Source organism: Afipia dichlorophenoxyacetatis, assembly GCF_055386385.1.
The window spans coordinates 5,598,342-5,625,169 of sequence record NZ_AP029250.1; the positions used below are offsets into that span (position 1 = coordinate 5,598,342).

27 protein-coding genes are annotated in these 26,828 nt (G+C 58.7%); 16 read left to right on the forward strand and 11 right to left on the reverse strand.

What is annotated here, in order from left to right; genetic code table 11:
• Positions 1–3: 3 nt before the first annotated feature.
• Positions 4–2,091 carry a 3-hydroxyacyl-CoA dehydrogenase NAD-binding domain-containing protein gene (locus ACZ5C3_RS26290; protein WP_464034040.1) on the reverse strand — a complete coding sequence of 696 codons (2,088 nt, stop codon included), beginning with the start codon at positions 2,089–2,091 and terminating at the stop codon, positions 4–6.
• Positions 2,092–2,217: 126 nt separating this feature from the next.
• Between ACZ5C3_RS26290 and ACZ5C3_RS26295 the strand changes: the two genes are divergently transcribed.
• The 11 genes from ACZ5C3_RS26295 (at position 2,218) to ACZ5C3_RS26345 (ending at position 14,454) form a co-directional block, all read left to right on the forward strand.
• Entirely contained in the window at positions 2,218–3,099 is an 882-nt protein-coding gene (locus tag ACZ5C3_RS26295; protein ID WP_464034041.1) for an IclR family transcriptional regulator, read from the forward strand.
• Positions 3,100–3,138: 39 nt separating this feature from the next.
• A complete protein-coding gene (locus ACZ5C3_RS26300) occupies positions 3,139–3,936 on the forward strand; it encodes an ABC transporter ATP-binding protein (RefSeq protein ID WP_464034042.1) in 798 nt (265 codons plus the stop codon).
• Complete coding sequence (locus tag ACZ5C3_RS26305) at positions 3,933–4,646, forward strand: ABC transporter ATP-binding protein (protein ID WP_464034043.1); 714 nt, start codon at positions 3,933–3,935, stop codon at positions 4,644–4,646. The genes ACZ5C3_RS26300 and ACZ5C3_RS26305 overlap by 4 nt, the downstream gene beginning before the upstream one ends.
• A gap of 173 nt (positions 4,647–4,819) precedes the next feature.
• Entirely contained in the window at positions 4,820–5,698 is an 879-nt protein-coding gene (locus tag ACZ5C3_RS26310) for a branched-chain amino acid ABC transporter permease (RefSeq protein WP_464034044.1), read from the forward strand.
• A 1-nt stretch (position 5,699) separates the two neighbouring features.
• Positions 5,700–6,719: a branched-chain amino acid ABC transporter permease gene (locus tag ACZ5C3_RS26315; RefSeq protein WP_464034045.1), complete on the forward strand. Its 1,020-nt coding sequence runs from the start codon at positions 5,700–5,702 to the stop codon at positions 6,717–6,719.
• Positions 6,720–6,728: 9 nt separating this feature from the next.
• A complete protein-coding gene (locus ACZ5C3_RS26320) occupies positions 6,729–7,952 on the forward strand; it encodes an ABC transporter substrate-binding protein (RefSeq protein WP_464034046.1) in 1,224 nt (407 codons plus the stop codon).
• A gap of 192 nt (positions 7,953–8,144) precedes the next feature.
• A complete protein-coding gene (locus ACZ5C3_RS26325) occupies positions 8,145–9,371 on the forward strand; it encodes an ABC transporter substrate-binding protein (RefSeq protein WP_464034047.1) in 1,227 nt (408 codons plus the stop codon).
• A gap of 120 nt (positions 9,372–9,491) precedes the next feature.
• Positions 9,492–10,781 carry a glycerate kinase type-2 family protein gene (locus ACZ5C3_RS26330; RefSeq protein WP_464044364.1) on the forward strand — a complete coding sequence of 430 codons (1,290 nt, stop codon included), beginning with the start codon at positions 9,492–9,494 and terminating at the stop codon, positions 10,779–10,781.
• Positions 10,782–10,931: 150 nt separating this feature from the next.
• Positions 10,932–11,972, forward strand: a complete 1,041-nt coding sequence (locus tag ACZ5C3_RS26335; RefSeq protein ID WP_464034048.1) for a branched-chain amino acid ABC transporter permease — start codon at positions 10,932–10,934, stop codon at positions 11,970–11,972.
• Positions 11,972–13,747 carry a branched-chain amino acid ABC transporter ATP-binding protein/permease gene (locus tag ACZ5C3_RS26340; protein WP_464034049.1) on the forward strand — a complete coding sequence of 592 codons (1,776 nt, stop codon included), beginning with the start codon at positions 11,972–11,974 and terminating at the stop codon, positions 13,745–13,747. Before ACZ5C3_RS26335 ends, ACZ5C3_RS26340 begins: the two co-directional genes overlap by 1 nt.
• Entirely contained in the window at positions 13,744–14,454 is a 711-nt protein-coding gene (locus ACZ5C3_RS26345) for an ABC transporter ATP-binding protein (protein WP_464034050.1), read from the forward strand. Before ACZ5C3_RS26340 ends, ACZ5C3_RS26345 begins: the two co-directional genes overlap by 4 nt.
• Positions 14,455–14,528: 74 nt before the next feature.
• On the opposite strand, the gene ACZ5C3_RS26350 is transcribed toward ACZ5C3_RS26345, so the two are convergent.
• Positions 14,529–15,683, reverse strand: coding sequence for an ABC transporter substrate-binding protein (locus ACZ5C3_RS26350; RefSeq protein ID WP_464034051.1), 1,155 nt, complete (start codon positions 15,681–15,683; stop codon positions 14,529–14,531).
• Positions 15,684–16,052: 369 nt separating this feature from the next.
• Here ACZ5C3_RS26350 and ACZ5C3_RS26355 point away from each other — a divergent pair, with 369 nt between their 5' ends.
• On the forward strand, positions 16,053–16,475 hold the full coding sequence (locus ACZ5C3_RS26355; protein WP_464034052.1) for a PaaI family thioesterase: 423 nt from the start codon (positions 16,053–16,055) through the stop codon (positions 16,473–16,475).
• Positions 16,476–16,514: 39 nt separating this feature from the next.
• Here the strand turns inward: ACZ5C3_RS26355 and ACZ5C3_RS26360 are convergent, their stop codons facing one another.
• A complete protein-coding gene (locus ACZ5C3_RS26360; RefSeq protein ID WP_464034053.1) occupies positions 16,515–17,426 on the reverse strand; it encodes a LysR family transcriptional regulator in 912 nt (303 codons plus the stop codon).
• Between the two features lie 110 nt (positions 17,427–17,536).
• Between ACZ5C3_RS26360 and ACZ5C3_RS26365 the strand changes: the two genes are divergently transcribed.
• Positions 17,537–18,163: a pyridoxamine 5'-phosphate oxidase family protein gene (locus tag ACZ5C3_RS26365; RefSeq protein WP_464044365.1), complete on the forward strand. Its 627-nt coding sequence runs from the start codon at positions 17,537–17,539 to the stop codon at positions 18,161–18,163.
• A gap of 17 nt (positions 18,164–18,180) precedes the next feature.
• Here the strand turns inward: ACZ5C3_RS26365 and ACZ5C3_RS26370 are convergent, their stop codons facing one another.
• Positions 18,181–18,909, reverse strand: a complete 729-nt coding sequence (locus ACZ5C3_RS26370) for a glutathione S-transferase family protein (RefSeq protein ID WP_464034054.1) — start codon at positions 18,907–18,909, stop codon at positions 18,181–18,183.
• A 106-nt stretch (positions 18,910–19,015) separates the two neighbouring features.
• Between ACZ5C3_RS26370 and ACZ5C3_RS26375 the strand changes: the two genes are divergently transcribed.
• The 3 genes from ACZ5C3_RS26375 to ACZ5C3_RS26385 are packed head-to-tail and all read left to right on the forward strand — an operon-like array spanning position 19,016 to position 20,266.
• Positions 19,016–19,726 (forward strand): helix-turn-helix transcriptional regulator, encoded by a 711-nt coding sequence (locus tag ACZ5C3_RS26375; RefSeq protein ID WP_464034055.1) that lies wholly within the window; start codon positions 19,016–19,018, stop codon positions 19,724–19,726.
• Complete coding sequence (locus ACZ5C3_RS26380) at positions 19,719–20,027, forward strand: YkgJ family cysteine cluster protein (protein WP_464034056.1); 309 nt, start codon at positions 19,719–19,721, stop codon at positions 20,025–20,027. The genes ACZ5C3_RS26375 and ACZ5C3_RS26380 overlap by 8 nt, the downstream gene beginning before the upstream one ends.
• 56 nt (positions 20,028–20,083) lie before the next feature.
• A complete protein-coding gene (locus tag ACZ5C3_RS26385) occupies positions 20,084–20,266 on the forward strand; it encodes a hypothetical protein (RefSeq protein WP_464034057.1) in 183 nt (60 codons plus the stop codon).
• Between the two features lie 20 nt (positions 20,267–20,286).
• Here ACZ5C3_RS26385 and ACZ5C3_RS26390 read toward each other — a convergent pair whose 3' ends face one another.
• From ACZ5C3_RS26390 to ACZ5C3_RS26420, 7 genes are all read right to left on the reverse strand, one after another.
• Positions 20,287–20,742: a hypothetical protein gene (locus ACZ5C3_RS26390; RefSeq protein ID WP_464034058.1), complete on the reverse strand. Its 456-nt coding sequence runs from the start codon at positions 20,740–20,742 to the stop codon at positions 20,287–20,289.
• 149 nt (positions 20,743–20,891) lie between these two features.
• A complete protein-coding gene (locus ACZ5C3_RS26395; RefSeq protein ID WP_464034059.1) occupies positions 20,892–21,587 on the reverse strand; it encodes a nitroreductase in 696 nt (231 codons plus the stop codon).
• A gap of 5 nt (positions 21,588–21,592) precedes the next feature.
• A complete protein-coding gene (locus ACZ5C3_RS26400; protein ID WP_464044366.1) occupies positions 21,593–22,837 on the reverse strand; it encodes an acyl-CoA dehydrogenase in 1,245 nt (414 codons plus the stop codon).
• 12 nt (positions 22,838–22,849) lie between these two features.
• The gene (locus ACZ5C3_RS26405) at positions 22,850–23,977 is read right to left on the reverse strand and encodes an acyl-CoA dehydrogenase family protein (protein WP_464034060.1); all 1,128 of its coding nucleotides are present in this window, start codon (positions 23,975–23,977) and stop codon (positions 22,850–22,852) included.
• Between the two features lie 78 nt (positions 23,978–24,055).
• Positions 24,056–24,814 (reverse strand): SDR family NAD(P)-dependent oxidoreductase, encoded by a 759-nt coding sequence (locus tag ACZ5C3_RS26410; RefSeq protein ID WP_464034061.1) that lies wholly within the window; start codon positions 24,812–24,814, stop codon positions 24,056–24,058.
• A 29-nt stretch (positions 24,815–24,843) separates the two neighbouring features.
• Entirely contained in the window at positions 24,844–25,968 is a 1,125-nt protein-coding gene (locus ACZ5C3_RS26415) for a CaiB/BaiF CoA transferase family protein (protein WP_464034062.1), read from the reverse strand.
• Between the two features lie 46 nt (positions 25,969–26,014).
• On the reverse strand, positions 26,015–26,737 hold the full coding sequence (locus tag ACZ5C3_RS26420) for a TetR family transcriptional regulator (protein WP_464034063.1): 723 nt from the start codon (positions 26,735–26,737) through the stop codon (positions 26,015–26,017).
• Positions 26,738–26,828: the final 91 nt, after the last annotated feature.

The following is a 26,828-nucleotide window of genomic DNA, read 5'->3' on the forward strand; positions in this document are numbered from 1 at the left end:
CGATCAACCCTTGGCGAGCGACGCGAATGTCTTGCCTTCGTCTGCAAGGCGCTTCAGCAACGGCGCCGGTTCGAGTGACGGATCGTTGGTCTGCTTGGCGTAGAATGACAGCCGGTCCGCGATGTGCTTCAGGCCAACCTGGTCAGCATAGAACATCGGGCCACCACGATAAATCGGCCAGCCGTAGCCGTAGAGCCAGATGACGTCGATGTCGCTGGGGCGCGATGCGATCTTTTCTTCAAGAATGCGCGCGCCCTCGTTGACCATCGGATAGATCATGCGTTCCAGGATCTCATCATCGCTGATGGTGCGGCGCTTGAGGCCAAGACGCGCACAAGTCTCCTCGATCAGCTTTTCGACTTCCGGATCCGGCAATGGCGCGCGCGAGCCGGCTTCGTACTTGTAGTAGCCTTTGCCAGTCTTCTGTCCGAAGCGACCCGCCTCGCAAAGCGCATCCGCGATTTCCGACTTGATGCCGCGATCCTTGCGCGAACGCCAGCCGATATCGAGACCGGCGAGATCGCCCATAGCAAACGGCCCCATCGGCATGCCGAACTTAGTGACCACGGCGTCGACCTGCTGCGGCAGAGCACCTTCAAACAGGAACTTCTCGGACTGCTTGGAACGGGCCGCCAGCATGCGGTTGCCGACGAAGCCGTCGCAAACGCCCACCACCGCCGGCACCTTGGCGATCCGGCGCGCAACGGCAACAGCCGTCATCAGCGCATCCGGAGCGGTCTTCTCAGCACGAACAATTTCGCACAGCTTCATCACGTTGGCCGGGCTGAAGAAATGCATACCCAGCACATCCTGCGGACGCTTGGTGATCGCCGCGATCTCGTTGATATCGAGATACGAGGTGTTGCTGGCAAGCACAGCACCTGGCTTGGCGTATTGATCAAGCTTGGTGAAAACTTCCTTCTTGATCGCCATCGTCTCGAACACGGCCTCGATGATGAGGTCTGCATTCTTCACATTCTCGAGGCCGACGACACCGTTGATGAGCGCCATGCGCTTGGCTGGCGCATCCGCCGGAATGCCGCCGCGCGCCGCGGTGGCTTCGTAATTCTTCTGCATGATGCCGAGGCCGCGCTTGAGCTGCTCCTCGCCGGTCTCGATCAGCGTTACCGGGATGCCGGCATTGGCGAATGACATCGCAATGCCGCCGCCCATGGTCCCGGCGCCGATAATGGCAACGCTCTCAACCTTGCGCGGCTTGGTTCCTTCCGGAACGCCGGACACCTTTGCAGCCTCGCGCTCCGCGAAGAAGGCATAACGCTGCGCTTTCGACTGATCGCCATTCATCAGCTTGAGGAAGGAGTCGCGCTCCTTCTTCAGGGCCTCATCAAACGGCGTGTCGAGGGAGAAGCTCACCGCTTCGGCCGCAGCGAGCGGCGCATGCAGACCACGATTGCGCTTATTTGCCGCAGCTGCCGCGTTGGTGAAGATCGAGCGATCAGCCTTCGCAGCGGCGAGCTTCGCATCGTCGTCACGGAGCCTGCGCAGCGGACGCTTTTCCGCCAGCACCTTGCGCGCAAACGCCTCCCCGCCAACTGCCGGCTCACCCTCAATGATTTCTTCGATCAAACCAGCCTTCAACGCGTCCGGCGCACCGATCGGATCACCGGTGACGATCATCTTGACCGCGAGTTCCGGACCGACCGCGCGCGGAAGACGCTGCGTGCCACCGGCGCCTGGCAACAAACCGAGCTTTACCTCTGGAAGACCGAGCTTTGCGTCCTTCACCGCGACGCGAAAATGACATCCGAGCGCCAGTTCCAATCCACCGCCAAGCGCAGTGCCGTGAATAGCCGCGATCACCGGCTTCGGAGAATTTTCAATCCCAACAATCACCTCGTGAAGACTTGGTGACTGGGGCGGCTTGCCGAACTCGGTGATGTCGGCGCCTGCAATGAAGGTGCGCCCCGCGCACGCAATGACGATCGCCTGAACTTGCTGGTCAGCAGCGGCATTCTTGACCCCTTCAAGGATGCCTTTTCGCACTGCAGCACTCAGTGCATTCACTGGAGGACTGTCGACCGTGACGATTGCAACTGCGTCATGACGTTCCACCTTGACCACTTCGCTCACGCAACTCTCCCTAAAATCGAGGCCTTTTCGTTTATTTCGCAGAGCGGAACTAAATTCCACATCTTGACATGGAGGCATATTTTGAAGCACGTGCCTTGTCAACGAAGACCATCCATGCAGCGGAACATGAAACGGGCACCAAAGAAATCTGCGACCGATCGCAGTTTCGTCGTGGCACTCTCGCGAGGCCTCGATGTCTTGCGCGCGTTTCGCCCCAATGACGGGCTCCTCGGTAACCAAGAGATTGCCGCGCGCACAAATTTACCGAAGCCAACTATTTCGCGACTGACTTACACGCTCACCAAGCTTGGTTATCTCACGCAGGTGCCGCGGTTCGAGAAGTATCAGCTCGCTCCTGCAGCCATGGCGCTCGGCTACGCCGCACTCGCAAACATGGGCGTCCGCCATGTGTCCGACCCGTATCGTGATCAGTTGATGCGAGAAACCGGTGGCGCAGTTGCGATTGGCGCGCGCGATCGGCTCAGCATGATCTATTTCGGGCAGAGCCGCAGTGAACTTACTGTGGGTGTGTTACTTGATGTCGGATCGCGTGTTCCGATCGCAACGTCTGCGATGGGACGCGCTTACCTTTGGGCGCTGCCGGACGAACAGCGCGCCGAATTGATGCACGACATCAAAGAGCATGTCGGAAATCGCTGGCCAAAAATCCGCGAGGGGATCGAGCGCGCAGGCGAAACGGTTGCCAAGCATGGTTTCGCCATGTCCGCGGGAGAGTGGCACAACGATATTCATGCTGTAGGCGTCGCACTAAAGTTGAACGACGGCACAGGACCTTACGCATTCAACTGCGGCGCGCCGGCGTTTAAGTTCACCGAAGAGGCGTTGCTGAGCGACATTGGCCCGCGCCTTGTCGCGATGGTAAGGAACATAGAAGCCGCAATGACGGGCAACGTCATGCGCAGACCACACAACAAAGAAATTGCCGACACAAAGAAACTGAAATCGTCAGGAGGGAAAGTTGCGCGTGTTATTGAGGGGATTGGATAACCGCAATAGCCGCGGTTTGCAGGCTGTGAGCGTCGGCGTATGACGCAGGCACAGGTTGCGCAGGGACAGGATCCCCTGCTTGCGGTTCGCGACGTCAGCGTCGTGTTCGGCGGCATCGTTGCGTTAAATGGCGTCTCGTTCGACATGAAGAAGAGCCAGATCCTCGGCCTGATCGGCCCGAACGGTGCCGGCAAGACAACTCTCTTCAATTGCCTCAGCAGACTTTATCAACCCACCACAGGAGATATCCTGATGGAGGGACAAAGCATCCTTAACCGCCAACCCTCGCAGATTGCCGCTGTTGGTATCGGCCGCACGTTTCAGAACGTTGCGCTGTTTCCGCGCCTGACAGTGCGCGACAACATCCGGATCGGCGGACATTCCCGCACGAAGAGCGATATCATCAGCGATGCGCTGAAGCTGCCGTGGGTTCGGAGCGAAGAACGCGAACTCAACGTCAAGGTCGATGAAATTCTGACCTACCTCGATCTGCATGACGTCGCCGATCGTGAAGTCGCTGGACTTCCATTCGGAACGCAGAAGCGCGTCGAACTCGGCCGCGCACTCGCGACCGAGCCGAAGATCCTGCTGCTCGACGAACCAGCGGGCGGCCTCAATCACGAAGAAGTCTACAGCCTCGGTGATTTGATCCGGCGCGTTCGCGATGAACGCGACATCACTGTTCTTCTGGTCGAACACCACATGGGACTGGTGATGTCGATCGCCGATCACGTCGTCGCACTCAATTTTGGCAAGAAACTCGCTGAAGGCACGCCTGCCGCCGTACAGTCTGACCCCGACGTTATCAAGGCTTATCTCGGGAGCAAGGACGCATGAGCACGCTGCTGACGATCAAGGATCTGCGCGCTTACTATGGACAGGTCCAGGCTCTGCATGGACTGGAGCTTTCGCTCAATGAGGGCACAGTGACCACGCTGCTCGGCGCCAACGGTGCCGGCAAGACAACGACCTTGCGCGCGATCTGCAATATGATCCGCTCAACAGGCACGATCGAATTCGAAGGCAAGCCGCTGGCCGGCAAGTCGACCGAGAACATTGTTCGCCTTGGTATCGCGCACGTGCCTCAAGGCCGTGGCACCTTCACCAACATGACAGTCGAAGAGAATCTCCAGCTCGGCGCGATCTCTCGGAACGACAAGAAGGCGATCGAAAGCGACATCGAGCGCATGTATGCGCACTTCCCCGTGCTGAAGCAGCGGCATACGCAGCAGGCCGGCACGTTGTCAGGCGGCGAACAGCAGATGCTGGCGGTCGCTCGCGCGCTCATGTTGCGTCCGCGGCTGATGCTGCTGGATGAGCCGTCCTTCGGACTCGCGCCTCTTATTGTGCGTGACCTCTTCGGCATCCTCGGCAAGATCAATCGCGAGGACAAAGTCTCGATCCTGGTGGTGGAGCAAAACGCGCAGCTCGCCCTTGAGATCGCGCAGACAGCTTATGTGATCGAAACCGGCCGCATCGTGATGTCGGGCAATGCCAACGAGATCGCGAACGACGAAAATATCCGTAAGTCCTATCTCGGATACTAGTGCGACGGATGTGACGTTCGCTCCATGCTTCGGCGAGTACTTCATGCGAACGTCAAATCCAAAGCCGCACTAGCTTAATTACTAAATTGGTGGCCCTTTGATTCCAACGTTCGTATCAGAGAGTGCCGCAAAAACATACGAACGTCGGAATCGGGCCACCAGGGGATCAGCCCATGGAACTGTTTACCAACCAAGTCCTGGCTGGCATCGCCACAGGCGCAATCTACGCCTGTATGGCCCTTGCCGTGGTCATGATCTATCAGGCCATCGACCATCTCAATTTCGCCCAGGGCGAAATGGCGATGTTTTCGACGTTCATTGCCTGGCAGCTGATGCAGTGGGGCCTAAGCTTCTGGCCGGCATTTCTCCTCACGCTTGTCATCTCGTTTGTCGGCGGCATCGTCATCGAACGGACCCTGTTCAAGCCGCTGACCAATGCGCCCGTGCTCGTCCATGTCGCTGGCTTCATCGCACTGTTCGCGATTCTCAACAGCGTCGCCGGCCTGACCTGGGATTTCACCATCAAGCAGTTTCCGTCGCCGTTCGGTTCATCCGGCTTCCTCGGTAGCCAGCTGATCAGCACCCATCAGGCGGGAATGATCGGCGTCACGCTCGTGCTGCTGCTCTTGCTGTACGGATTCTTTCGCTTCACGCGCATCGGCCTCGCCATGCGCGCCGCGGCATCGCTGCCGGAATCCGCACGCCTCGTCGGTATCAACACAAGTTGGATGATCGCCCTCGGCTGGGGGATGGCGAGCGCCATCGGCGCCATCGCCGGTATGCTGATCGCCCCGGTCGTGTTCCTGGAACCCAACATGATGGGCGGCATTCTCCTCTATGGCTTTGCGGCAGCCGTTCTCGGCGGCCTTACCAGCCCGTTTGGCGCCGTGGTCGGAGGCTTCCTCGTCGGCATCTTCGAAAACTTGGTGGGCACCTACATTCCCGGCGTCGGCAACGAATTGAAGCTACCGATCGCACTGGCCCTCATCATTGTCGTGCTTGTCATCAAACCTTCCGGCTTGTTCGGCCGCAAAATCGTTCAGCGAGTGTAATATGAGCACAGTTCAGGACTCTCTCGCCAAACCTGCAGCCGTCGGAGCCGCCGTTTCCAAGAAGACGATGACGGTCGGCACGACAGCGTCGCTGATTCTGCTCGCGCTACTGCTCGTTGTTCCCCTGTTTGTGAAGAACTTCATTATCTTCCAGATGACGATGGTGCTGATCTACGGAATCGCCATTCTCGCGCTCAACATTCTGACCGGTGGCAGCGGTCAGTTCTCGCTGGGACAGAGCGCATTCTACGCAGTCGGCGCCTACACCGCTGCGATCATGATGGAGCACTACAATTTCAACTATGTCCTGACCATTCCGGCCTCGGGCATGATCTGTTTCGTGTTCGGCTTTCTGTTCGGCTTCCCGGCGCTACGCCTGAGCGGCGTGTATCTCGCGCTAGCGACCTTCGCGCTCGCGGTTGCGATGCCGCAGCTCCTTAAGCTTGGTGTGTTCGAGCCGTGGACCGGCGGCGTCCAAGGCCTGGTCGTGACCAAGCCCGATGCGCCCTTTGGCCTGCCGATGTCGCAGGACATGTGGCTCTATTATTTCACACTGTTCATCGCGCTCGTGATCTATGTGCTCTCCCTGAACCTGCTGCGCAGCCGGTCGGGACGCGCCATGATGGCCATTCGCGATAACCAGATTGCGGCATCCGCCATGGGCGTGGACCTGCCGCTTTACAAGACGCTGGCCTTCGGCATCAGCGCGGCGTTCACCGGCATCGCCGGAGCACTCGGCGCCATCGTGGTGCAGTTCGTTGCGCCTGACAGCTTCACCATCCAATTAGCCATCGCGATTTTTCTCGGCATGGTGGTCGGCGGCGTCGGCTGGTTGCCGGGATCGCTTGCGGGATCCGCGTTCATCGTGTTCGTCCCCAACGTTGCGGAGGGGATTTCCAAAGGCCTCTCAGGCGCCGTGTTTGGCGTGCTGTTGATCGCCGTCATCTTCCTCGTGCCACACGGCGCGAGGCAAGTCGCTTACACCATCGAAGCTCTGTTTCGAAAAATGAAGAAATCCTAAGGAGAGAAAATGCTTTCTACCAGACTCAGCGTCGCAGCATTGTCAGCAGCCGTCGCGCTGGCCGTGACGAGCGGCAGCGCCCTCGCGCAAAAGAAATACGATACGGGCGCGACCGACACCGAGATCAAGATCGGCAACATCATGCCTTACAGCGGCCCGGCTTCGGCCTATGGCGTGATCGGCAAGATGGAAGAAGCCTACTTCAAGATGATCAACGAGCAAGGCGGCATCAACGGCCGCAAGATCAACTTCATCACCTACGATGACGGCTACAGCCCGCCGAAGGCGGTGGAACAGGCCCGCAAGCTGATCGAAAGCGATGAAGTGCTCTTCATCTTCGGACCGCTCGGCACTGCATCGAATTCGGCGATCCAGAAGTATATGAACGCCAAGAAGGTGCCACAGCTCTTCGTCGCTACGGGCGCGACCAAGTTCGGCGATTACAAAGACTTCCCTTGGACCATGGGCTGGCAGCCGGCCTACCAGAGCGAAGGCCGGATTTACGGCAAGCACCTGGTGGCGACCAAGCCTGACGCCAAGATCGCCGTCATGTATCAGAACGACGACTTCGGCAAAGACCTGCTGAAGGGCTTCAAGGACGGTCTCGGTGCGAAGGCTTCGCAGATCGTCGCGGAAGAAAGCTATGAGGTATCCGAGCCGACCATCGACTCGCACATCATCAAGCTCAAGGCGACCGGCGCCGATGTCTTCGTCAGCATCACCACGCCGAAATTCGCGGCTCAGGCGATCAAGAAGGTTGCAGAAAGTGGCTGGAAGCCGACCTACTATCAGAGCAATGTCGGCGCGTCTGTTGGCAGCGTACTGAAGCCGGCTGGGTTCGAAAACGCACAGGGCCTGCTGTCCGCTGCATACGCCAAGGACGGCGCAGATCCACAGTGGGACAATGATGAAGGCATGAAGAAATTCTACGCCTTCCTCGCCAAGTATGCCCCAGACATGAACAAGACCGACGGTTCGGTTGTCTACGGCTACGGTCAGGCCCAGACTATTGTGCAGGTCCTGAAGCAGGCCGGTGACGACCTGACCCGTGCAAACATCATGAAGCAGGCGGCGAACCTGAAGGCCTTTGCGCCGGACACGCTGTTGCCGGGCGTCGCCATCACCACCACCCCGACGGATTTCTATCCGATCGAACAGCTTCAGATGATGAAGTTCGCCGGCGACAAGTACGAGCTGTTCGGACCGGTCATCAGCGGCGAGCTCAGCCAATAATCTCTTCGCGCTGCGAAACGATTCGACTTCATACGACTAATAAATGAGCCCTCTGCGACGTTGTCGCAGGGGGCTTTTTATTGAACGGCTTCGGCAAAAGGTATTGAATATTCGTGAAGCCAGAAAGAGCTTTAAAGAGAAGAAACGAACAAAGAAGACAAGAGGAAACGAACACGATCAGGGAGTAAGCGAATGAGGACCAAGTCTGGACTAGCAGTACTTTCGGCTGCGTTCACGATTCTCGCAGCCACATGCAGCGGCGCACTTGCTCAAAAAAAATACGATCCGGGTGTAACGGACACCGAAATCAAAATCGGCAATATCATGCCTTACAGCGGACCCGCTTCCGCCTACGGCATCATCGGCAAAACCGAGGCCGCCTACTTCAATAAAGTTAATGCCGAGGGCGGCATCAACGGTCGCAAGATCAATTTTGTTTCTTACGACGACGGCTACAGCCCGCCGAAAGCAGTCGAGCAAGCCCGCAAGCTTGTCGAAAGTGATGAAGTTCTCTTCATATTCAATTCGCTGGGCACGCCATCGAATTCAGCCATCCAGAAGTACATGAATGCCAAAAAAGTGCCGCAGCTGTTTGTTGCGACCGGCGCGACCAAGTGGAACGATCCGAAGGAGTTTCCTTGGACCATGGGCTGGCAGCCCAACTATCAGAGCGAAGGCCGCATCTACGCCAAGTACCTGATGAAGGAAAAGCCGAACGCCAAGATCGGCATTCTTTATCAGAACGATGACTTCGGCAAAGACATGCTGAAAGGCCTGAAGGATGGCCTGGGCGCGAAAGCGGCCAGCCTGATCATCGCCGAAGAACCTTATGAAGTGACCTCGCCAACGGTTGATACCCAGATCGTCACGCTGAAATCCAAGGGCGCGGACGTCTTCATGAGTTTCACCACGCCGAAGTTCGGAGCTCAGTCCATCAAGAAGGTGGCGGAGCTTGGCTGGAAGCCGTTGTTCATTCTCAACAACGTTGCAGCGTCTGTCGGCAGCGTCATCAAGCCGGCCGGTTATAACAACGCCCAGGACGTCATTTCCGCGGCCTACGCGAAGGATGCGACTGACCCGCAATGGAAAGACGATCCGGGAATGAAGAACTTCGACGCGTTCCTGGCGAAGAACTTCCCGGAAGGTAACCGCGAAGACGGTTCGGTTATGTACGGCTTCAATGCCGCGCAAACGCTGGTGCACGTCCTCAAGGCGTGCGGCGATAACCTCACCCGAGAGAACGTGATGAAGCAGGCCGCCAACCTGAAAGGCCTTCAGCAAGACGGCATCTTGCCGGGCATCACGCTCAACACCAGTCCGACAGACTTCGCGCCCATCGAGCAATTGCAGTTGATGCGCTTCCAGGGCGAGCGCTGGCATCTGTTTGGCGACATTATCAGCGGTGAAGTTGGCGGCTAACTTCAGTTTAATTCTGCTGCAACGCAACAAGGCCCTTCGCAATAACTTGCGAAGGGCCCTTTTATTGACGGGATCACCGTGCGATGTGTGAGCCTCCCGCCACGTGACCAAGATGCCGCAATGACCGACAGACGTCCCCTGCTGCACGCGATCTTCGATGCCGCGGTTGCCGCAGCCCATCCTGACCGCATTCTCGCTGCTCACCTGCCCTCGCCACCGCGTGGACGGATTATATGCCTCGCAGCCGGCAAAGGCGCAGGCGCATTGGCTGCCGCCGCCGAACGGCATTATCTCGACACGGTCAAGCTCGATCCCTCGCGGCTGTCGGGCCTTGCCACCACGCGGCATGGCCATGGCGTCCCCACCCGGCGTATCGAAGTCGTCGAGGCTGGCCATCCCGTCCCGGATGAAGCCGGAATGAAAGCCGCCGGCCGCACCCTCGAACTTGCCGAGACCGCGAAGGCTGACGATCTGGTGCTCGTGCTGATGTCAGGCGGCGGATCGGCCAACTGGATCGCCCCAGCCGAAGGCGTCTCATTCGCCCAGAAGCAGCAGATGAACAAAAGTCTGTTGCGATCCGGTGCTCCGATTTTCGAGATGAACACCGTGCGCAAGCATCTCTCGCGCATCAAGGGTGGACGCCTTGCTCGCGCCGCAGCCCCCGCTCCGATTTTGACGTTGGCGATTTCCGACGTCCCGCATGACGATCCTGCGACGATTGCATCCGGCCCCACTGTGCCCGACCAGACGACACTCGCCGATGCACGTACGATCGTCGAACGCTATGGCATCAAGGCGGAGGATGCGGTCCGCGATGCTCTCAATGATCCGCGCAACGAAAGCTGCAAGCCAGGAGACGCGGCATTCGAACGCGCGGAATTCAAGATCATCGCGCGGCCGCGTGAATCTCTCGATGCCGCCGTCGCGGTGGCAAAGCAGGCTGGTTACGACGTCATCGACCTCGGCGCCGACTTGGAGGGAGAGGCGCGCGACGTTGCCGCCGCCCATGCCCAACTGGCGCTGAAGGCCCAGGCCGAGGGGAAAAAGCTCGCCATTCTGTCCGGCGGTGAGCTGACTGTGACCGTGCGCGGCAACGGCCGCGGCGGCCCGAACCAGGAATATGTGCTGGCGCTTGCGGATCTACTTGCGGATACGACCGGCATTTCAGTGCTGGCTGGCGATACCGACGGCGCCGACGGCGGTGCGGGAAACGCGACCGATCCTGCCGGCGCGATTTGTGATCGGTGGACATTCGCGAAAATGCGCGAACTCAAGCTCGACCCGAAAGCCTACCTCGACAACAACGACGCAACCGCGTTTTTCACCGCGACCGGCGATCTCCTAAATACCGGCCCTACCCTGACGAACGTTAACGATATCCGCATCGTGCTGGTCGATCGGGTCTCCTAAACTGCGCCCCACGCACCGGAATTGGCGTTCTTGAGCTTGGTCGCCTTAGCCGTTAAGAACACCGGCAAAATCGACGGTGCGGAACTCAACCGCCGTTTGGTCTGGTTGGCGGATCACTTCCGCAGCACGCGCGGCGCGTGAGGGGGCATTTTGGACAGCACGATTCTTCTGTTCCTGCTGCAGGACGGAATTACCAGCGGCGCGATCTATGCGCTCCTCGGCCTTGCGCTGGTGCTGGTTTTCGCCGTGACCCGCGTGATCCTGATCCCGCAGGGCGAGTTTGTCACGTTCGGCGCGCTGACTTACGCCATGCTCTCTGCAGGCAAAATGCCAGGGACCACTTCGCTTGCCATTGCCTTGGGCGTGGTCGCATTTTGCTTCGACATGATTAGCCGCCGCAATACCATGAGCGGACGGCTGTTCCTGCGTTCGTTTGCGCTGAACATCGCACTGCCGCTCATGATCTACGGCATCGTGACGATGTTCATCGGTCAGCCAGCTAACGTGTGGCTCAACTTCGTATTGTCCATCGTGATCGTCGCCCCCATCGGCCTCTATCTCTATCGCATCGCCTATCAGCCGATCGCCCATGCATCGGTTCTGGTGCTGCTGATCGCATCGGTCGGTATTCACTTCGCGCTGCAGGGGTTGGGTCTCGCTTTCTTCGGTCCCGAAGGGCTCCGTGGACCGGCGATTTCAACCGCGGCATTCACGATCGGGCCCTTACGCTTTACCGGTCAAAACATCGCCATCTACGTGATCACCATCCTGCTGATCATTGGCCTTTGGCTGCTGTTCGGACACACGCTCTACGGCAAGGCCTTGCGCGCCACCGCCGTCAATCGCCTTGGCGCCCGTATCGTTGGAATCCGCACGTCGCTCTCGGGCCAGATTGCATTTCTGTTGGCCGCGATCATTGGCGCCATCTCGGGCATTCTGATCGTGCCGATCACCACCGTGTACTATGACACCGGCTTCCTGATCGGTTTGAAAGGTTTCGTCGCTGCGATCATCGGCGGCCTGGTGAGCTATCCTCTCACCGCCATTGCCGCACTTGTGGTCGGCATCGTCGAAGCTTTTTCCTCGTTCTATGCCAGCAATTACAAAGAAGTCATCGTCTTTACGCTGTTGTTGCCCGTCCTGGTCGCGCGTTCGCTCGCTTCGCCGCAAGTCGAAGAGGAGAACGACTGATGGCGATTTCGCAACGCTGGATGGTGATGATCTTCGCGCTGGTCATGGCGCTCGTTCCCTTCGTTCCAGGAATTCCTCCGTTCTGGATCGTGCTGCTCGACAACATTGGCATGGCTGCACTGGTCGCGATGGGTCTCGTGCTGCTGACCGGCGTCGGCGGCCTGACATCATTTGGCCAGGCCGCGTTCTGCGGCTTCGGCGGCTACGCTACCGCGCTGCTGACGACATCTTATGGCCTGTCACCATGGCTGACGTTACCAATCGCGTTGATCGTGAGCGGTGCAGCCGCTGTGGTACTTGGCCTGATGACGGTGCGGCTCTCGGGTCACTACCTGCCGCTGGGGACCATCGCCTGGGGACTGAGCCTGTTTTACCTGTTCGGCAAACTGGAATTTCTCGGACGCAACGACGGCATCTCCGGCATTCACCCTCTCTCACTTGGCTCGTTTCAGTTAGCAGATCCTGGCAGAATCTATTTCGCCATCTGGTTTGCCGTGATCATCTGTGCAGTGTTGACCACGAACCTTTTGGACTCACGCACCGGCCGCGCAATCAGGGCCCTGCGACGCGGCCACGTAGCCGCGGAAGCCTTCGGTGTGGAAACCGCACGCGCCAAGCTGCTGGTGTTTATCTATGCCGCTGTGCTCGCCGGACTGTCCGGATGGCTGTACGCGCACTTCCAGCGCGCAGTGAACCCGACACCGTTCGGCCTCAACGCCAGCATCGAATACCTGTTCATCGCCGTGGTCGGCGGTGCCGGTTATGTGTGGGGTGCCGTGCTCGGCGCGGGCATTGTCGTGGTGCTCAAAGAATTTCTGCAAAGCACCCTGCCGGTTGTCTTTCATGGTTCGGCTCAGCTCGAAACCGTGATCTTCGGCATTTTGCTGGTGGCTTTGCTGCAAGTCGCACCAGGTGGAATGTGGCCGCGGCTCGGAGCACTTTTTCCATTCACGTCGACACCGCGCCGGCCTGAAGCGAGCGAAGCCCTTCCGGCGGCGCACCGCCCGCAAGAAAGCGAGAAACCTCTTCTAAACATCGTGAAGGCGCGCAAGCAATTCGGCGGCGTTATCGCGGTCAACGATGTCAGCTTCGATGTTGGGACTGGCGAGATCGTCGCTCTGATCGGACCGAACGGCGCCGGAAAAAGCACCACGTTCAATTTGATCACTGGTGTGTTGCCTGCATCGGGCGGCAGCATTTCCGTTCTCGGCAAAAACGTCAGCAATGCGTCGCCGCAAGGCATCGTGAAACTCGGTGTTGCCCGGACATTCCAACACGTCAAACTCGTGCCGGACATGACCGTGCTGGAGAATGTCGCACTCGGCACGCATCTGCGCGGACATGCGGGCCCCATTGCCAGCATGTTGCGGCTGGATCGTTCGGACGAAGAAAAGCTGCTTTCCGAAGCAGCCCGCCAGATTGACCGCGTCGGCCTCGGCGAGCAGATGCATCAACTGGCTGGAAATCTCTCTCTCGGACAGCAACGCATCGTCGAGATCGCGCGCGCCTTGTGCGTCAATCCATTGCTGTTGTTGCTCGACGAGCCGGCTGCAGGGCTGCGCCACATGGAAAAGCAAAAATTGTCCGCACTGCTGCGGCAGCTTCGCAATGAGGGCATGTCGGTGCTGCTGGTCGAGCACGACATGGGTTTCGTCATGGATATTGCCGACAGAATCGTTGTTCTTGAATTCGGCACCAAGATTGCCGAGGGCGTCCCTAGCGCCATTCGCACCAATCCTGATGTGATCAAGGCCTACCTTGGAGGCGCGGCATGAGCCCTCCGCCGCTGACCGTCTCCGATGTATCGATCTCCTACGGCAATGTCGAGGCCGTACGCAATGTCACGCTCGACGTGAATGCCGGAGAGATCGTTACCATTATCGGTGCCAACGGCGCCGGCAAGACTACGCTGCTGAATGCGATCATGGGCATCCTGCCCCTCACCGGCAGCGTGACATTCAGGGGCAAGCAGATCAGCCGCCTCGACATCGAGGATCGTGTCGCCGAAGGGCTTTGCATTGTGCCCGAGCATCGCGAATTGTTCGGCACCATGACCGTCGAAGAAAATCTTCAACTCGGCGGCTTCCGTGTCGCTCGCGCAAAGGCGGCAAGCGAACAGGAACGCGTTTATACGCTATTCCCGCGCCTGAAAGAACGTCGCACTCAACTCGCTGGGACGCTCTCGGGCGGTGAACAACAAATGCTGGCAATGGGTCGCGCATTGATGAGCGATCCCAAGCTGCTGATGTTGGACGAACCAAGCCTCGGCCTCGCGCCGCTGATCGTGGCTGATATTTTCCGCATTATCGGCGAGCTGCGGCAAATGGGCGTTTCGGTGCTGCTTGTCGAGCAAAATGCGCGCGCTGCACTGGACATCGCCGATCGGGCCTACGTGATGGAGCTTGGCGAATTCGTCATGAGCGGATCGGCCAAGGACATCGGCGCCGACGAACGCGTGGTGGCGAGCTATCTCGGTCTCTAGATTCTCGTAGTGCAATAAAAATGGCCGGGCGAACCCGACCATTGATCTGAGCTTCAAGACTGGAGGTCATCCAGTTACTTGATCATCGTGTACTTTCCATTCTTCACGGTCAGAAGAATGCGCGAACGATCATCGGTCCCGAAGCGATCTTTTTCGGTGAAGTTGTAAACGCCCTGAGTCGCCGGAATTTCCCGCTCCGTGAGCAGCGCCTGACGAATGGCTTCGCGGAATTCAGGTGTGCCCGGCTTCGCCGTTTTCAAAGCCACCGGCACAACGCGCTTGAGCATTTCGAACGCATCATACATATGCCCGGCGAACTGGCTGCGGGTGTTCGCGCCGTACTTTGCTTCATAGGCCGTATCCAAAGCGAGACCCGGCTTCTTCGTCAGCGCGCTGTCAGCCTGCTCTTCTGGAGCCATCACTGGCCCGGAAGCCATGATAACGCCTTCCGCCGACGCTCCAGCAATCTTGATGAAGTCAATCGCCGCGGCACCGTGGGTCTGATAGATCAGGCCCTTGTAGCCGCGCTCGCGAAGCGCGGTCTGCGGCAACGCCGCACCCGCGCCGGAAGCACCGATCAGAATGGCGTCGGGATTGGCAGACACAAGCTTCAGCACCTGCCCCGTCACTGACGTGTCGGGACGCGCGTAGCGCTCGTCGGCAACGATGGTGAGACCGCCCATCGCGCTGGTCTGGTTCTTGAGATCGTTGAGCCACAGATCCCCATAGGAATCCGAGAAGCCGATGTAGCCAATTGTCTTCACGCCGTTCTTCTTCATGTGCTCATAAAGCACCTTGCCCATGATCGGCACGGGCTGCGGCAGCACGGCGGTCCACTTTTCGCGAGCCGGGGTAACTGGGATTGGCGCAAGGCTGAAATGAGGAACACCAGCTTCGTTGGCAACGGTGGCAACCGCAATCGCCGGCGGCGTGGCCGACGAGCCGATGATGATATCGGCATTGGACTCGGTCACGAAACGCCGCGCATTGGTGGTGGCATTGGTCGGGTCGCCCGCGTCATCGAGCACAATGGTCTTGATCTTCACGCCGCCGATTTCGGTCGGCACGAAGTCCAGCGCGTTCTTCTCCGGAACACCGAGGGCGGCAACCGGCCCCGTGGTGCTGATGCTGATACCCACAGTCATGTCCTGCGCCGAAGCCGGTGTCGTCAGACCCGGCAGCGCAGCCGAGGCCACAAACGCCACGGCAGCCAAAATTGATCGTTTCATTCAGTCCTCCCTGTCGGTTTCTTCAACCGCGAAACACCACGACAATCGCGCCATTGCGGCGCACCATCGCACTCAAAACCTCCGCCATACAGATACAAGTTATCCGTCATTTGCAATGGCTTCGACGCGGTTTGGACCGCTTGACCCGGACGCTCCGAAATGGAATCGGGGCGCTGGTTGCTCGTCAGAAAATGGCGGCGGCATACCGCACCAAGATCGCTAGCCCGCGTTCATGCAACCGTCACCCTCCGCGCACGTTTGAAACAACCGAGACGCGATCGTTTCAAACTTTGATTTCCAATGAGCGCATCACACGCATCGCCTATCAATTCTGGCAGTGAAATCGTGTGCGCTTCAAGGAGACAGACCATGACCGTTGCCGATATTCCGTCAGGCTTTGAACGTCATTCGCGACGAAGCCCCGTCACCGAGCCCTGGGAACCGATCTATGCGAAGAAGACAGACAATGCCTTGATCATCGGCCTTCGGTTGGCACAAGTTCACACCAATTCGCGTGGCATTGCCCACGGCGGCTTGATCACGACACTCGCCGACAACGCAATGGGACTGAGCTGTGTCGGCAGAATGCCCGAACATCCGCACGGGCTTGTAACAGTATCTCTCGGCATCGATTTTCTTGGTTCAGCGAATGTAGGGCAATGGCTGGCTGTCGAGACTGATTTTATCAAGCTCGGCGGATCAATCTGTTTTGCGCAATGTTTTGTCACCGCCGATGGTGAACCGTGCGCGCGGGCCAATGCAACGTTCAAGGTGCTGCGAAAGAAGCTCTAGATTCTAGTTTTGACGCGTTTCCTTCACACGTTCCGACAACTACTTCTCGTCGTATGTTTTTGAAAAACGCCAGTCTGCTTGCTCGACGACGAGGTCGATAAAGGCTCTCACCTTCGCGGACAGCAGGCGTGATGTCGGATAGACGAGATTGATTGGCATCGGCGGCGGTTCGTAATCGGCCAGCACGATCTTGAGTCGTCCTGCCTCGATGGCTTCCGCGGCTTGATAAGCAAGCACCATCGCGAGACCACCATCCTGTTCAGCATGCAGAACTGCGGCATCCGCGCTGTTGGTGGCATAGCGAGAAACATGCGACACACGAACATCGCGCCCGTTCTCCTTGAAGTTCCATTCGCTGAGCGGGCTGCGGCCGGTGAAACGAACAATCGCGTGTTGAGCAAGATCGGATGGCTTCAACGGCGTTCCGCGCTCTTCCAGATATGCCGGCGATGCCACAACCACTTGCCGCATATCGCCGACGTTACGCGCGACCAGACTTGAATCCGCGAGATGTCCGATGCGAACCGCAACATCGATGCCCTCGTCGACAAGATTGACCATGCGATCCGACAACCGCAATTCAGCGCTGACGGCCGGGTATTGTTTCAGATAGGCCGACATCATGTTGCCGACATGCAGACGCCCAAACACCAACGGTGCGGAGACGACGAGCCGACCTGAGGGTTGGCTGCGCTCGGCTTGCGCCGACGCCTCTGCCTCCTCGACATCTCCGAGAATGCGCCGCGCCCGCTCCAGATAGCGCTCGCCGACGTCAGTGAGCGTTACCGACCGTGTCGTGCGCTGTAGAAGCCGCGCCCCGAGCCGCTCCTCGAGACCGGCGACCAATCGCGTAATCGCCGACGCGGACAGCCCGAGCTTACGGGCAGCAGGGGCAAAACCCTCTAGATCTGCCACCGCGACGAAGGCTTGCATGGCATCGATACGGTCCATCGGATTATTTCATATTATGCAATGATGAACTGTCAATGGCGAAGATTGCGCCCACATGTGCAACAGCTTATTTGTGTAGTCAAAATCGTGTCGTGCTTAGGAAGTCTTTGATGACCGATATCCATGTTTCGAGCGATGTTGCCTTCACCCCGGCGGTCAAAGCGATTCAAACCCGCAAAGGCTCGCGCGAGAGTTACGCCCGCGTCGAAGAACGGGGCGGATGGCGAACCGAAATCGATGAAAATCTAGCGGCTTTCATCAGCGAGCAGACGAGTTTTTTCCTGGCCACATCCACGGCTGATGGGCAGCCTTACATCCAGCATCGCGGTGGCCCCCCCGGTTTCATTCACATTCTGGACAAGAGCACGCTCGCGTTCGCGGATTTCCGCGGTAACCAGCAGTACATCACGCAGGGAAATCTGTCGGAGAACCCGAAGGCGTACATTTTCCTGATCGACTACGTGCACCGCCGCCGCGTTAAGCTGTGGGGAGAAGCGCGGGTGGTCGAAGATGATCCCGCGCTGGTCGCTTCGCTGATGCCACGCGGCTACAAGGCGAAGTCCGACCAGGTGATCCTGTTCAAGGTTAGCGCCTGGGACATGAACTGCCCGCAGCACATCCCGCAGAAGCTTGATGTGGCCGATGTCGCAGCTGTCGTCGGCCAACGCGACGAGCGGATTGCGGCACTCGAAGCAGAAGTTGCGCAACTGAAGCAGTTGCTTTCGAAGTCATCGTAGCAACTGCTTCACACAGCTTAGGCGGCCGCTTCCAGCGGCTGCCATGCATGCCTCGGATAATACTGCGCCATCATCCGATCAACATAGGCCACAAGGTTGGCGAATTCCGATGCGTGATCACGCAATGGCGAATCGAAAAATGGCGTCAGCAAGCCTGCCAAAACACCGAAAGCCGTCGCATCCACTCCGCATGGACGATCACCCATAAGGTAGGGCTTCCAGCCCAGAAGCATCGATAGCGATGACAGTGACTTCGTACCCAGTTCCACTATTTCCGGCAAAGCGTGGCGCCCTGGTCCCGCCATGTAGACGACATCCTTGACGCGTGCCTGAGCTTCGCATCGGAGCTGGTCACGAACGGGTTCCGGGGCGGTGTCGAAGAACTGCGACGGCCCCTTGGTAAAATTCGCCGGCATACCCCAACGCATATGGACCAGCATCCAATAGAGCTGATTTTCGACCATCCGTTCGATGGCCCAGGCTTCCGCGCGCTGACGCTCGTCGAGTGCGGCATCAAGGTCGACACCATGGGTTTTCTCGATATGCTTGCGAATAAAGGTCGAATCCGCGATACGCGTTTCACCATCATCGAGGTAGGGTAACTGTCCCTTCGGCGACTGGTCACGGGCGCCGATCTCCTTGGCATAAGCAAGACCCGACATTTTGAGCTGAACCTCAGTCTTGGTCACGAAGGGGCTAGCCTCCGGAAGTCCAAAATAGGGGCCGAAGCCGTAAAGCGTGATCATGGCGGCATCCTTGTTTTGTTGATGAGATGCCTGTTTCTAGCTACCCCCTGTTGCCAACGTGGTGTCAGCAGCAAACCATGGTCTTCACTCGGGCGGGATTGACTCAATGAGACGCGCCGATCGGCTGTTTCAAATCATTCAAGTGCTTCGACGTACTCGCAAACCGTTGACGGCGGAGGCGATAGCCAGCGAACTCGAAACGTCCAAGCGCACGATTTATCGCGACATCGCTACTTTGATCGGGCAGCGCGTGCCCATCAGAGGCGAAGCCGGCACCGGCTATGTGCTGGAAAAGGGGTTTGATATGCCCCCTCTCATGCTAACACCGGATGAGATCGAAGCGGCCGTACTGGGCGCACAATGGGTCGCCGGACGCGCAGACCCAGTGCTGGCAAAGGCGGCGCACGACCTGATTGCGAAGATCGTCGAAACCATTCCCGAACGCCTCCAGCCGCTCGCGCTCGAACCAGCCAGCCGCGCGGCGCCGAAATTGGATCAAGAGGACGACACCATCGATATGACGCGTTTGCGCGCGCATATTCATGCGGAGAAAAAGATCGAGCTCGATTACCGCGATGAGCATGGCCGCGGCACACGACGTACGATTTGGCCGATTGCGGTCGGTTATCTCGAGGCCGTCCGGCATCTGGCGGGCTGGTGCGAGCTACGCGCAGATTTTCGCAGTTTTCGCATCGACCGGATCGTACAGGCGCACTTTCTTGAGGAGCATTATCCTGAGCGGCGGACAGCCTTGCGAGTCAAATGGATGAAGAGCATGCATATGTCCCGCATGCGTGAGCAAATGAACGATGGATAGTCCCTGCCAAAGCTGTGGCGCGTGCTGCTCCTACTCCCGGAACTGGCCACGGTTCACCATTGAGGACGACGCAGCGCTGGATTTAATCCCTGCGGAACTCGTCAACGAACGGCTGTCCGGCATGCGGTGCGATGGCGAACGATGCTGTGCATTGACCGGGAAAATCGGCGAGGCCACGGCATGTGGAATTTATGCCGTTCGGCCAGAGGTTTGCCGAACCTGCATGCCCGGAGATCCAGAATGCGCCATGGCCCGGCGCAAGTTCGGCCTTCCGGAACTCGCTATCGATTCTATCGAATAATCGCGGAACGAAGCGCCTGCTGTGACGTCAACTCTCCCGAACAGGGAGCAAAGGCTATGTTACAGACGGAAATTCATACCTATGCCCGGCAGTTGATGGAGACATTCGGTCAGAATGCCATCGCGAAGGCAGCAGAACGCGCGGTTGAATGTGAAGCGGAAGGGAAGACGGACCAGGCCAAGACCTGGCGAAGCGTCGAAGACGCGTTGAAGCGTATGCGCGGCCCACGCCAGAGCTAAAATCGCGCTAAGAGACGTCCTTAGACTGCGGTCGTTTCGGCGGCGACAGAAGAATCTGTATCCCCGGAGATGGTCGAGGCTGCGGCGGTGTCGTTATCCTCGCCGTCAAAGTCATCGTCGTTCACATCGACGAAAGTGCTGAGTGGCGCGGTGGATAGCGTAATGGAACGGCGGCTGCTTGGCGCGGAGGAAGAGTTGGTCGCCGGAGCTTCGCGTGACACCGCGAAGAGGGTCGCGCCAACGGTTCCGCCTTGTTCGACCAGGTCCCGCTCATTGCAGGTTGCCGCAATCGCAAGGCTTAATGAGTGAAGATGGGCGCGTCGGTAGCAGAACAGGGCAAGCATCGCGCGAACATCGGAAGACACGGTTTCCACCAGCTCGGCCAGTCCGTGCGGACTCGCGCGATAGAGGCTCCCGAGCAGATCGTCACCGACGGGGCAGGCATCGTTTTCAAAGACTGTGCGGCTCGACCACATTGCAAATCTCCCTGATGGGAAGGATGCAATGCAATATCCTAACGGAAGGTTAACCAACCCACCAGGTTCGGCCGCGCATTCACTTTTTGTAGAAAGATCGCCGGTCTGGAATGTGGAACGTGATTCGAATCAGTAGCCCGCTTCAGCATTTAGTCGCCCACAAAGGTGACTGCCTCAGGAATAGCCGCCCGGCGCGTCCGATAGCTGTTGGCCGGATGATTCTGGTCAGGATATCCGAATGAAATTCCGCAAACCACGCGCCTATCCGCAGCGATGCCGAGATGTTCGCGAATCACATCCGAATGAACGGCAAGGGCTGCCTGCGCGATAGTGGCGAGGCCCACGGCTTGTGCGGCCAGCATGAAGTTGCTGACGTAACCACCGCAGTCGACCGCGCCATAGACTCCGAGTGCTTCGTCGCTGGTGATGATCGCCACGTGGGGAGCGCCAAAGAGGCGGAAGTTCTCGAGCGATTGTTTGCGGTAAGCGTCCTTGTCACCGCGGGCGATCCCAAGCGCACCATAGAGTTGAAACCCGGTTTCACGCCGCCGATCGAGATAAATGCCTCGGTATTCGCGCGGGAACGGAAAGTCGCCGGCGTGCGAGGCACCATTGCTCGCAGCTTGATACATAACGTCCGCGAACGTGCTGGCGGCGCTGCCGCTGAGAACGTGCACCTGCCAAGCCTGGCTGTTGGACCACGAAGCTGTTCGTTGCGCCGCGGTCAGAACGCGTTCGATCGTGGCGCGCGGCACCGGATCCGGCCTGAATGCGCGGCAGGAAAACCGCGCAGCCAGAAGCTTCTCCACGACCGCGATGTCATCGTTATCGACCTGAGCATCCATAACGCTTAGCGTCCTTTGGTCGGAATGGCGTTGAAGGGGACATCCTTATCGACGCGGATATCACCCGGCAGTCCCAGAACACGCTCTGCGATGATGTTGCGCAGGATCTCATCCGTTCCGCCCGCAATACGATCGGACGGCGACCGCAGCAGGATCGACTGGAACTGTCCGGCGGCAGCGACACTGTCAGCATCAGTCAAAACACCGGCAGCACCCTGCAGATCCATGGCAAACATCGCGATGTCCTGCAGCATCGTGCCAGCAACCAATTTACCGATAGAGTTTTCCGGTCCTGGGCGTTCACCGCGCGACAGCGCCGAGATCGAACGATAGCTGGTGTATTTCAAACCACTCGCCTTGACGGCCCAGCTCGCCAGCTTCGAACGCACATTCTTGTCGTCGATGGCAAGTCCGTCTTCCAGCATCAGATTGCTACAGAAGGCGAACAGTTCCGGAAGTCCGGTCGATTGTCGCGCGCCGATCGACATGCGCTCATTCATCAGCGTCGTCAGCGAGACATTCCAGCCGTCATTAACAGCGCCAAGGCGCTGCGAGTCCGGAATTTTCACATCAGTAAAATAGACCTCGTTGAATTCCGATTGGCCGTTGGCCTGCTTGATCGGCTTCACCTCGACGCCAGGCGACTTCATATCGAGGAAAAACATCGTCAGCCCTTTGTGCTTAGGCTGGGTCGGATCCGTGCGGGTGATCACGATGCCGTAGTCCGAGAAATGCGCGCCCGTGGTCCAGACTTTCTGGCCATTGATGATCCAATCGTCACCCTTCTTTTCCGCACGGGTGCGGAGGCCGGCGACGTCTGATCCGGCGGACGGTTCAGAGAACAGCTGACACCAGATATCCTCACCGGATGCCAGTCGCGGCAGATACTTCGCCTTGTCCGCTTCGCTACCGAATGTCATCACCGTCGGGCCACACATGCCTTGACCGATGAGGAAAACACCTTCGAGCTTGCCGTAGACGCCCTCTTCCTGCTGCCAGATGACCCGCTCGATCGGCGAAGCGCCACGGCCGCCGTATTCCTTCGGCCAGTGCAGGCACGCCCATCCGGCTTCAGCCTTTTTCTTTTGCCACTTCTTCGATTCGACAAGGATGTCCCTGTCCTTCAGCGCGATGCGACCAACGGTCGGCTGCGACAGCTCCGCTTCCAGTTCTTTAGGTGCGTTGGCGCTGATCCAGGCGCGCGCCTCAGTGCGGAAAGCTGCTTCCTGCGGGGTATCATCAAAATTCATGATACAATCCTCTTATACGGCGTTGCGGAAGCGCATGCGGTCGATCAACTGGTTTTCCCAGTACGACAAGCTGCCGAGCGACAGCGCGAGTGCATTGGCGCGGCGGTAATACAGGTGACAATCGAAATCCCAAGTGAAGCCCATACCGCCATGCACCTGGATGTTGTTCTTCGCACAGTGCTGGAACGCCTGCGTGGCGCTGATGCGCGCCGTTGCAGCGGCCTCCGGCAGCTCCATCGCATTGGTCGACAAAGCCCAGGCGCCGTAATAGCAATTCGAACGCGCGAGCGTTGCGGAGACATACATATCCGCGAGCAAATGCTTCACTGCCTGGAATGAGCCGATCTGCCGGCCGAACGCGATACGATCGAGTGCGTAGTCCCGCCCCATCTCCAACGCACGGTCTGAACCACCAAGTTGCTCAAACGCCGTCAACACTGCGGCACGATCGAGCACGCGTGCGAGAATGCCCCAACCCTCGCCGGCCGCACCGAGCGGTTCCGCCTTGCATCGGTCGAAGATGATTTCCGCCTGATTGTGCGACTGGTCGATGTTGGTCAATGTCTTGCGCTGAACGCCGTCTCCGCTGAGATCAACCAGAAACAATCCAATGTCACTCTCGCGTCCCGTCGAGGCTGTCCGCGCGGCAACAATCGCGAAATCAGCTATGGTCCCATCCGCGACAGGTGCCTTGGTGCCGGAGATTGCGCCTTGCGAACCGGACACCTTGATAGACTTATGCGCCGGATTGCCTGTGCCCTCGAACAGCGCCAGCGTTCCGACGGCCGCACCGGATGCAATCGCCGGAAGCCATTTGGCTTTTTGCGCATCGCTGCCGGCCAGCATAAGCGCTTCCGCGGCAAGATAGACTGTCGATGCAAACGGCACCGGCGCCAACGCCCGTCCCATTTCCTCGGCGATCACGCACAATTCGAGATACCCCGCGCCAGCACCACCAAATCGTTCGGGGATGGCAACGCCAAGGAAACCCATCTCCGCGAGCCCTTTCCAGAGCTCGCGGTCGTAAGGTTGCTTGCCCTCCAGCACGACCCGGACCGCTTTGGGCGGACAGTGCTGCGCCAAAAATCGCCGCGCTTCGTCGCGAAGCTGCTTTTGATCGTTGGAGAAATCGAAATTCATGCGTTCCACCCGGGGTGTGTTTGAAGAATTCATCGGCGAGGGCTTTGTTGTTCTTATCGCCCTCGCCTGCTGGACGCGTTAGCGCGGCGCCATGCGGATCGCACCGTCGAGCCGGATCACCTCGCCGTTCAGCATCGGGTTCTCGACAATATGCACCGCGAGATTGGCGTACTCGCTCGGGTCGCCGAGCCGTGCGGGATGCGGCACCTGCGCACCGAGGCTGTTTCGCGCCTCTTCGGACAATCCCATCAACAGCGGCGTCAGGAACAGGCCCGGTGCGATCGTCATCACTCGGATATTGAGCGATGCGAGATCACGCGCCACGGGCAAGGTGAGGCCAACAATGCCGCCCTTCGATGCGGAATATGCGGCCTGACCGATCTGGCCATCATAGGCAGCCACGCTCGCGGTATTGATGCATACGCCGCGTTCTTCACCGATCGGAGCCGCCGTCTGCATGCGTGCGGCGACCAGCCGGATGCAATTGAACGAGCCAATGAGATTGACCTTAATGACACGGGAGAAATGATCGAGCGGATACGCGCCGTTCTTGCCGACGGTTTTGACCGCGCCGCCGATCCCTGCGCAGTTCACCAGCACGCGAATGGTGCCGTGCGCAGCTTCGGCCTTGTCGATTGCTTCCTTGACCGGCGCCTCTTCCGAGACGTCGCCCACAAGCGCCAGTCCCTTGATCTCGGCAGCCACTTTCTCGGCGCCTTCTTTGTTCATGTCGATCACGGCAACCTTGGCGCCTTTGGCTGCCATGGCGCGCGCCGTCGCCGCGCCAAGACCAGAGCCGCCGCCTGTGACGAGAACCGAGATATCCTTGAGCTGCATGGGATGTTTCCTGTTTGTTTTGAAGTTGATTACGCAACGTGGTTGGCGGTCAATTCGGACCATTGCAACAGAATGTCTGCAGCATCGACTGGCGGCGTTGCGGGCGATCCTTGAATGGCCGATGGCGTTCGTGAAAAGCGTGGGGCAGGTGCCGGCTGAACGCCACCATGCACATCAACAAAGGTCTGGCGTGCAGCGAGATGCGGATGCAGCGGCGCCTCGAACATTCCAACGACAGGTGCTGCGCAAGCGTCCGATCCTTCGAGGATCGTCGTCCATTCCTCGCGCGTCCTGGTCTTGAACAGCGCCGTCATCTTTTCCTGTAGATCCGGCCACTGTTCGCGATTCATCTGGTTGTCAAAACAGGCCTCATCGAGGCCAGCGAGTTTTCTCAACTCCGCATAAAACTGAGGCTCGATCGCCCCGATCGCCATATACCGCCCGTCCTTGCACTCGTAAGTGCGATAGAAGTGGGCGCCACCATCCAACATGTTGGTCCGTGGCTTCTCGTGCCAGAGACCCAGCGCGCGCATGCTGTGAAACAGGGTCAGCATGTTGGTCACGCCATCGCACATCGCGGCGTCGACCACCTGCCCTTTGCCGGATGTGCGCGCCTCAATCACCGCAGCCAATACGCCGACCGCAAGGTAGAGCGCGCCACCGCCATAGTCGCCGACAAGATTGAGCGGCGAAACCGTATCGCCATCGCAAGATCGGAAGGAATCCAGCGCACCCGTGATCGCGATGTAGTTGATGTCGTGACCTGCCGCGAAAGCGAGAGGCCCGGTCTGCCCCCAGCCCGTCATGCGGCCGTAGACCAGACGCGGGTTGCGCTTCATTGCAACGTCGGGTCCGAGGCCAAGACGCTCCATCACTTGCGGGCGAAATCCTTCAATCAAAATGTCCGCTGCCGCGATCAGATCGAGGGCCTGCTGAACGTGATCGGATTTCTTCAGATCGAGTTCAACCACACGGCGCCCGCGGTGGACGAAATCCCGCGCATCACGCTCTCCCTGTCCGGGCCGCGTAATGGTGACCACATCGGCGCCCATATCCGACAGCATCATCGATGCGAACGGGCCTGGACCAAGGCCGGCGAACTCAATGACGCGGATACCACGCAGCGGGCCCTTTGCCGCCAATTGCTCCTTCATCCGTCTCTCCCAGATTTGTTTTTCTTATTTGCAAGCGTCATCCCTATCACGCGCGAGCAACCGGACTGTCACTGATATCGCTCGGTATATCAGCCTTGTCGGTGAGCATGCCGCCCAGGATCAGGTTGGTCATGTGGGCGATATACTCGCGGCGAACGGCATCCGTAATGCCATTCGCACCAAAGCGCGCGCTCATCTGTCGCCCGTAGAAAAGATGGTCGCAGGCACCCACCAGGCTTGTGTAGAACAATGCCGGGTCAGCCTTACGGAATTCTCCTGCGGCAATGCCCTCCGCCAGCAGCCTGCGCTGAAACTCGAACAGCGGTGTGACAAAGAAACGATTGACCTCTCTCGCCGTCTCCTCGCTGCCTTGATGCAGCAGCAGATGGATCAGTCGGTTCAGATACGGAAAACGGTAGTAGGCGTTGATGATACCGGCAATGTGCCGCTTCAATTTCTCGGTCGGTGAAATTGGCTGATCGAGCACGAACGCAAGGTTGGCCATTTCAGCACCGGCATCGCGAGCCAGCAGCGCAAGCAGCAAACCGTCCTTGTTGCCGAAATGGTATTTCACCAACGCCGAGTTGACGCCCGACTTCTCCGCGATATCGCTCAGCGAAATATCGGTTGAATTGCGCTCGATCATCAAGTCGCCCGCAGCCACCAGCAATTTGGCAGCCGTCGCATTCATCGGCGCAGCATCTCGTTCCGGTATTTGCTTGGCCGGCAACTGTCGTCGTGACGCTTTTGGACCAGGGCTAGGCGACATTCGCAATCCTTTGCGTAAGGATGACAGCTAAGCCGATGATCGGACGCTGCTCAAGAGTTAATTGACCGATTGACTAAATCCCGAGCCGCCA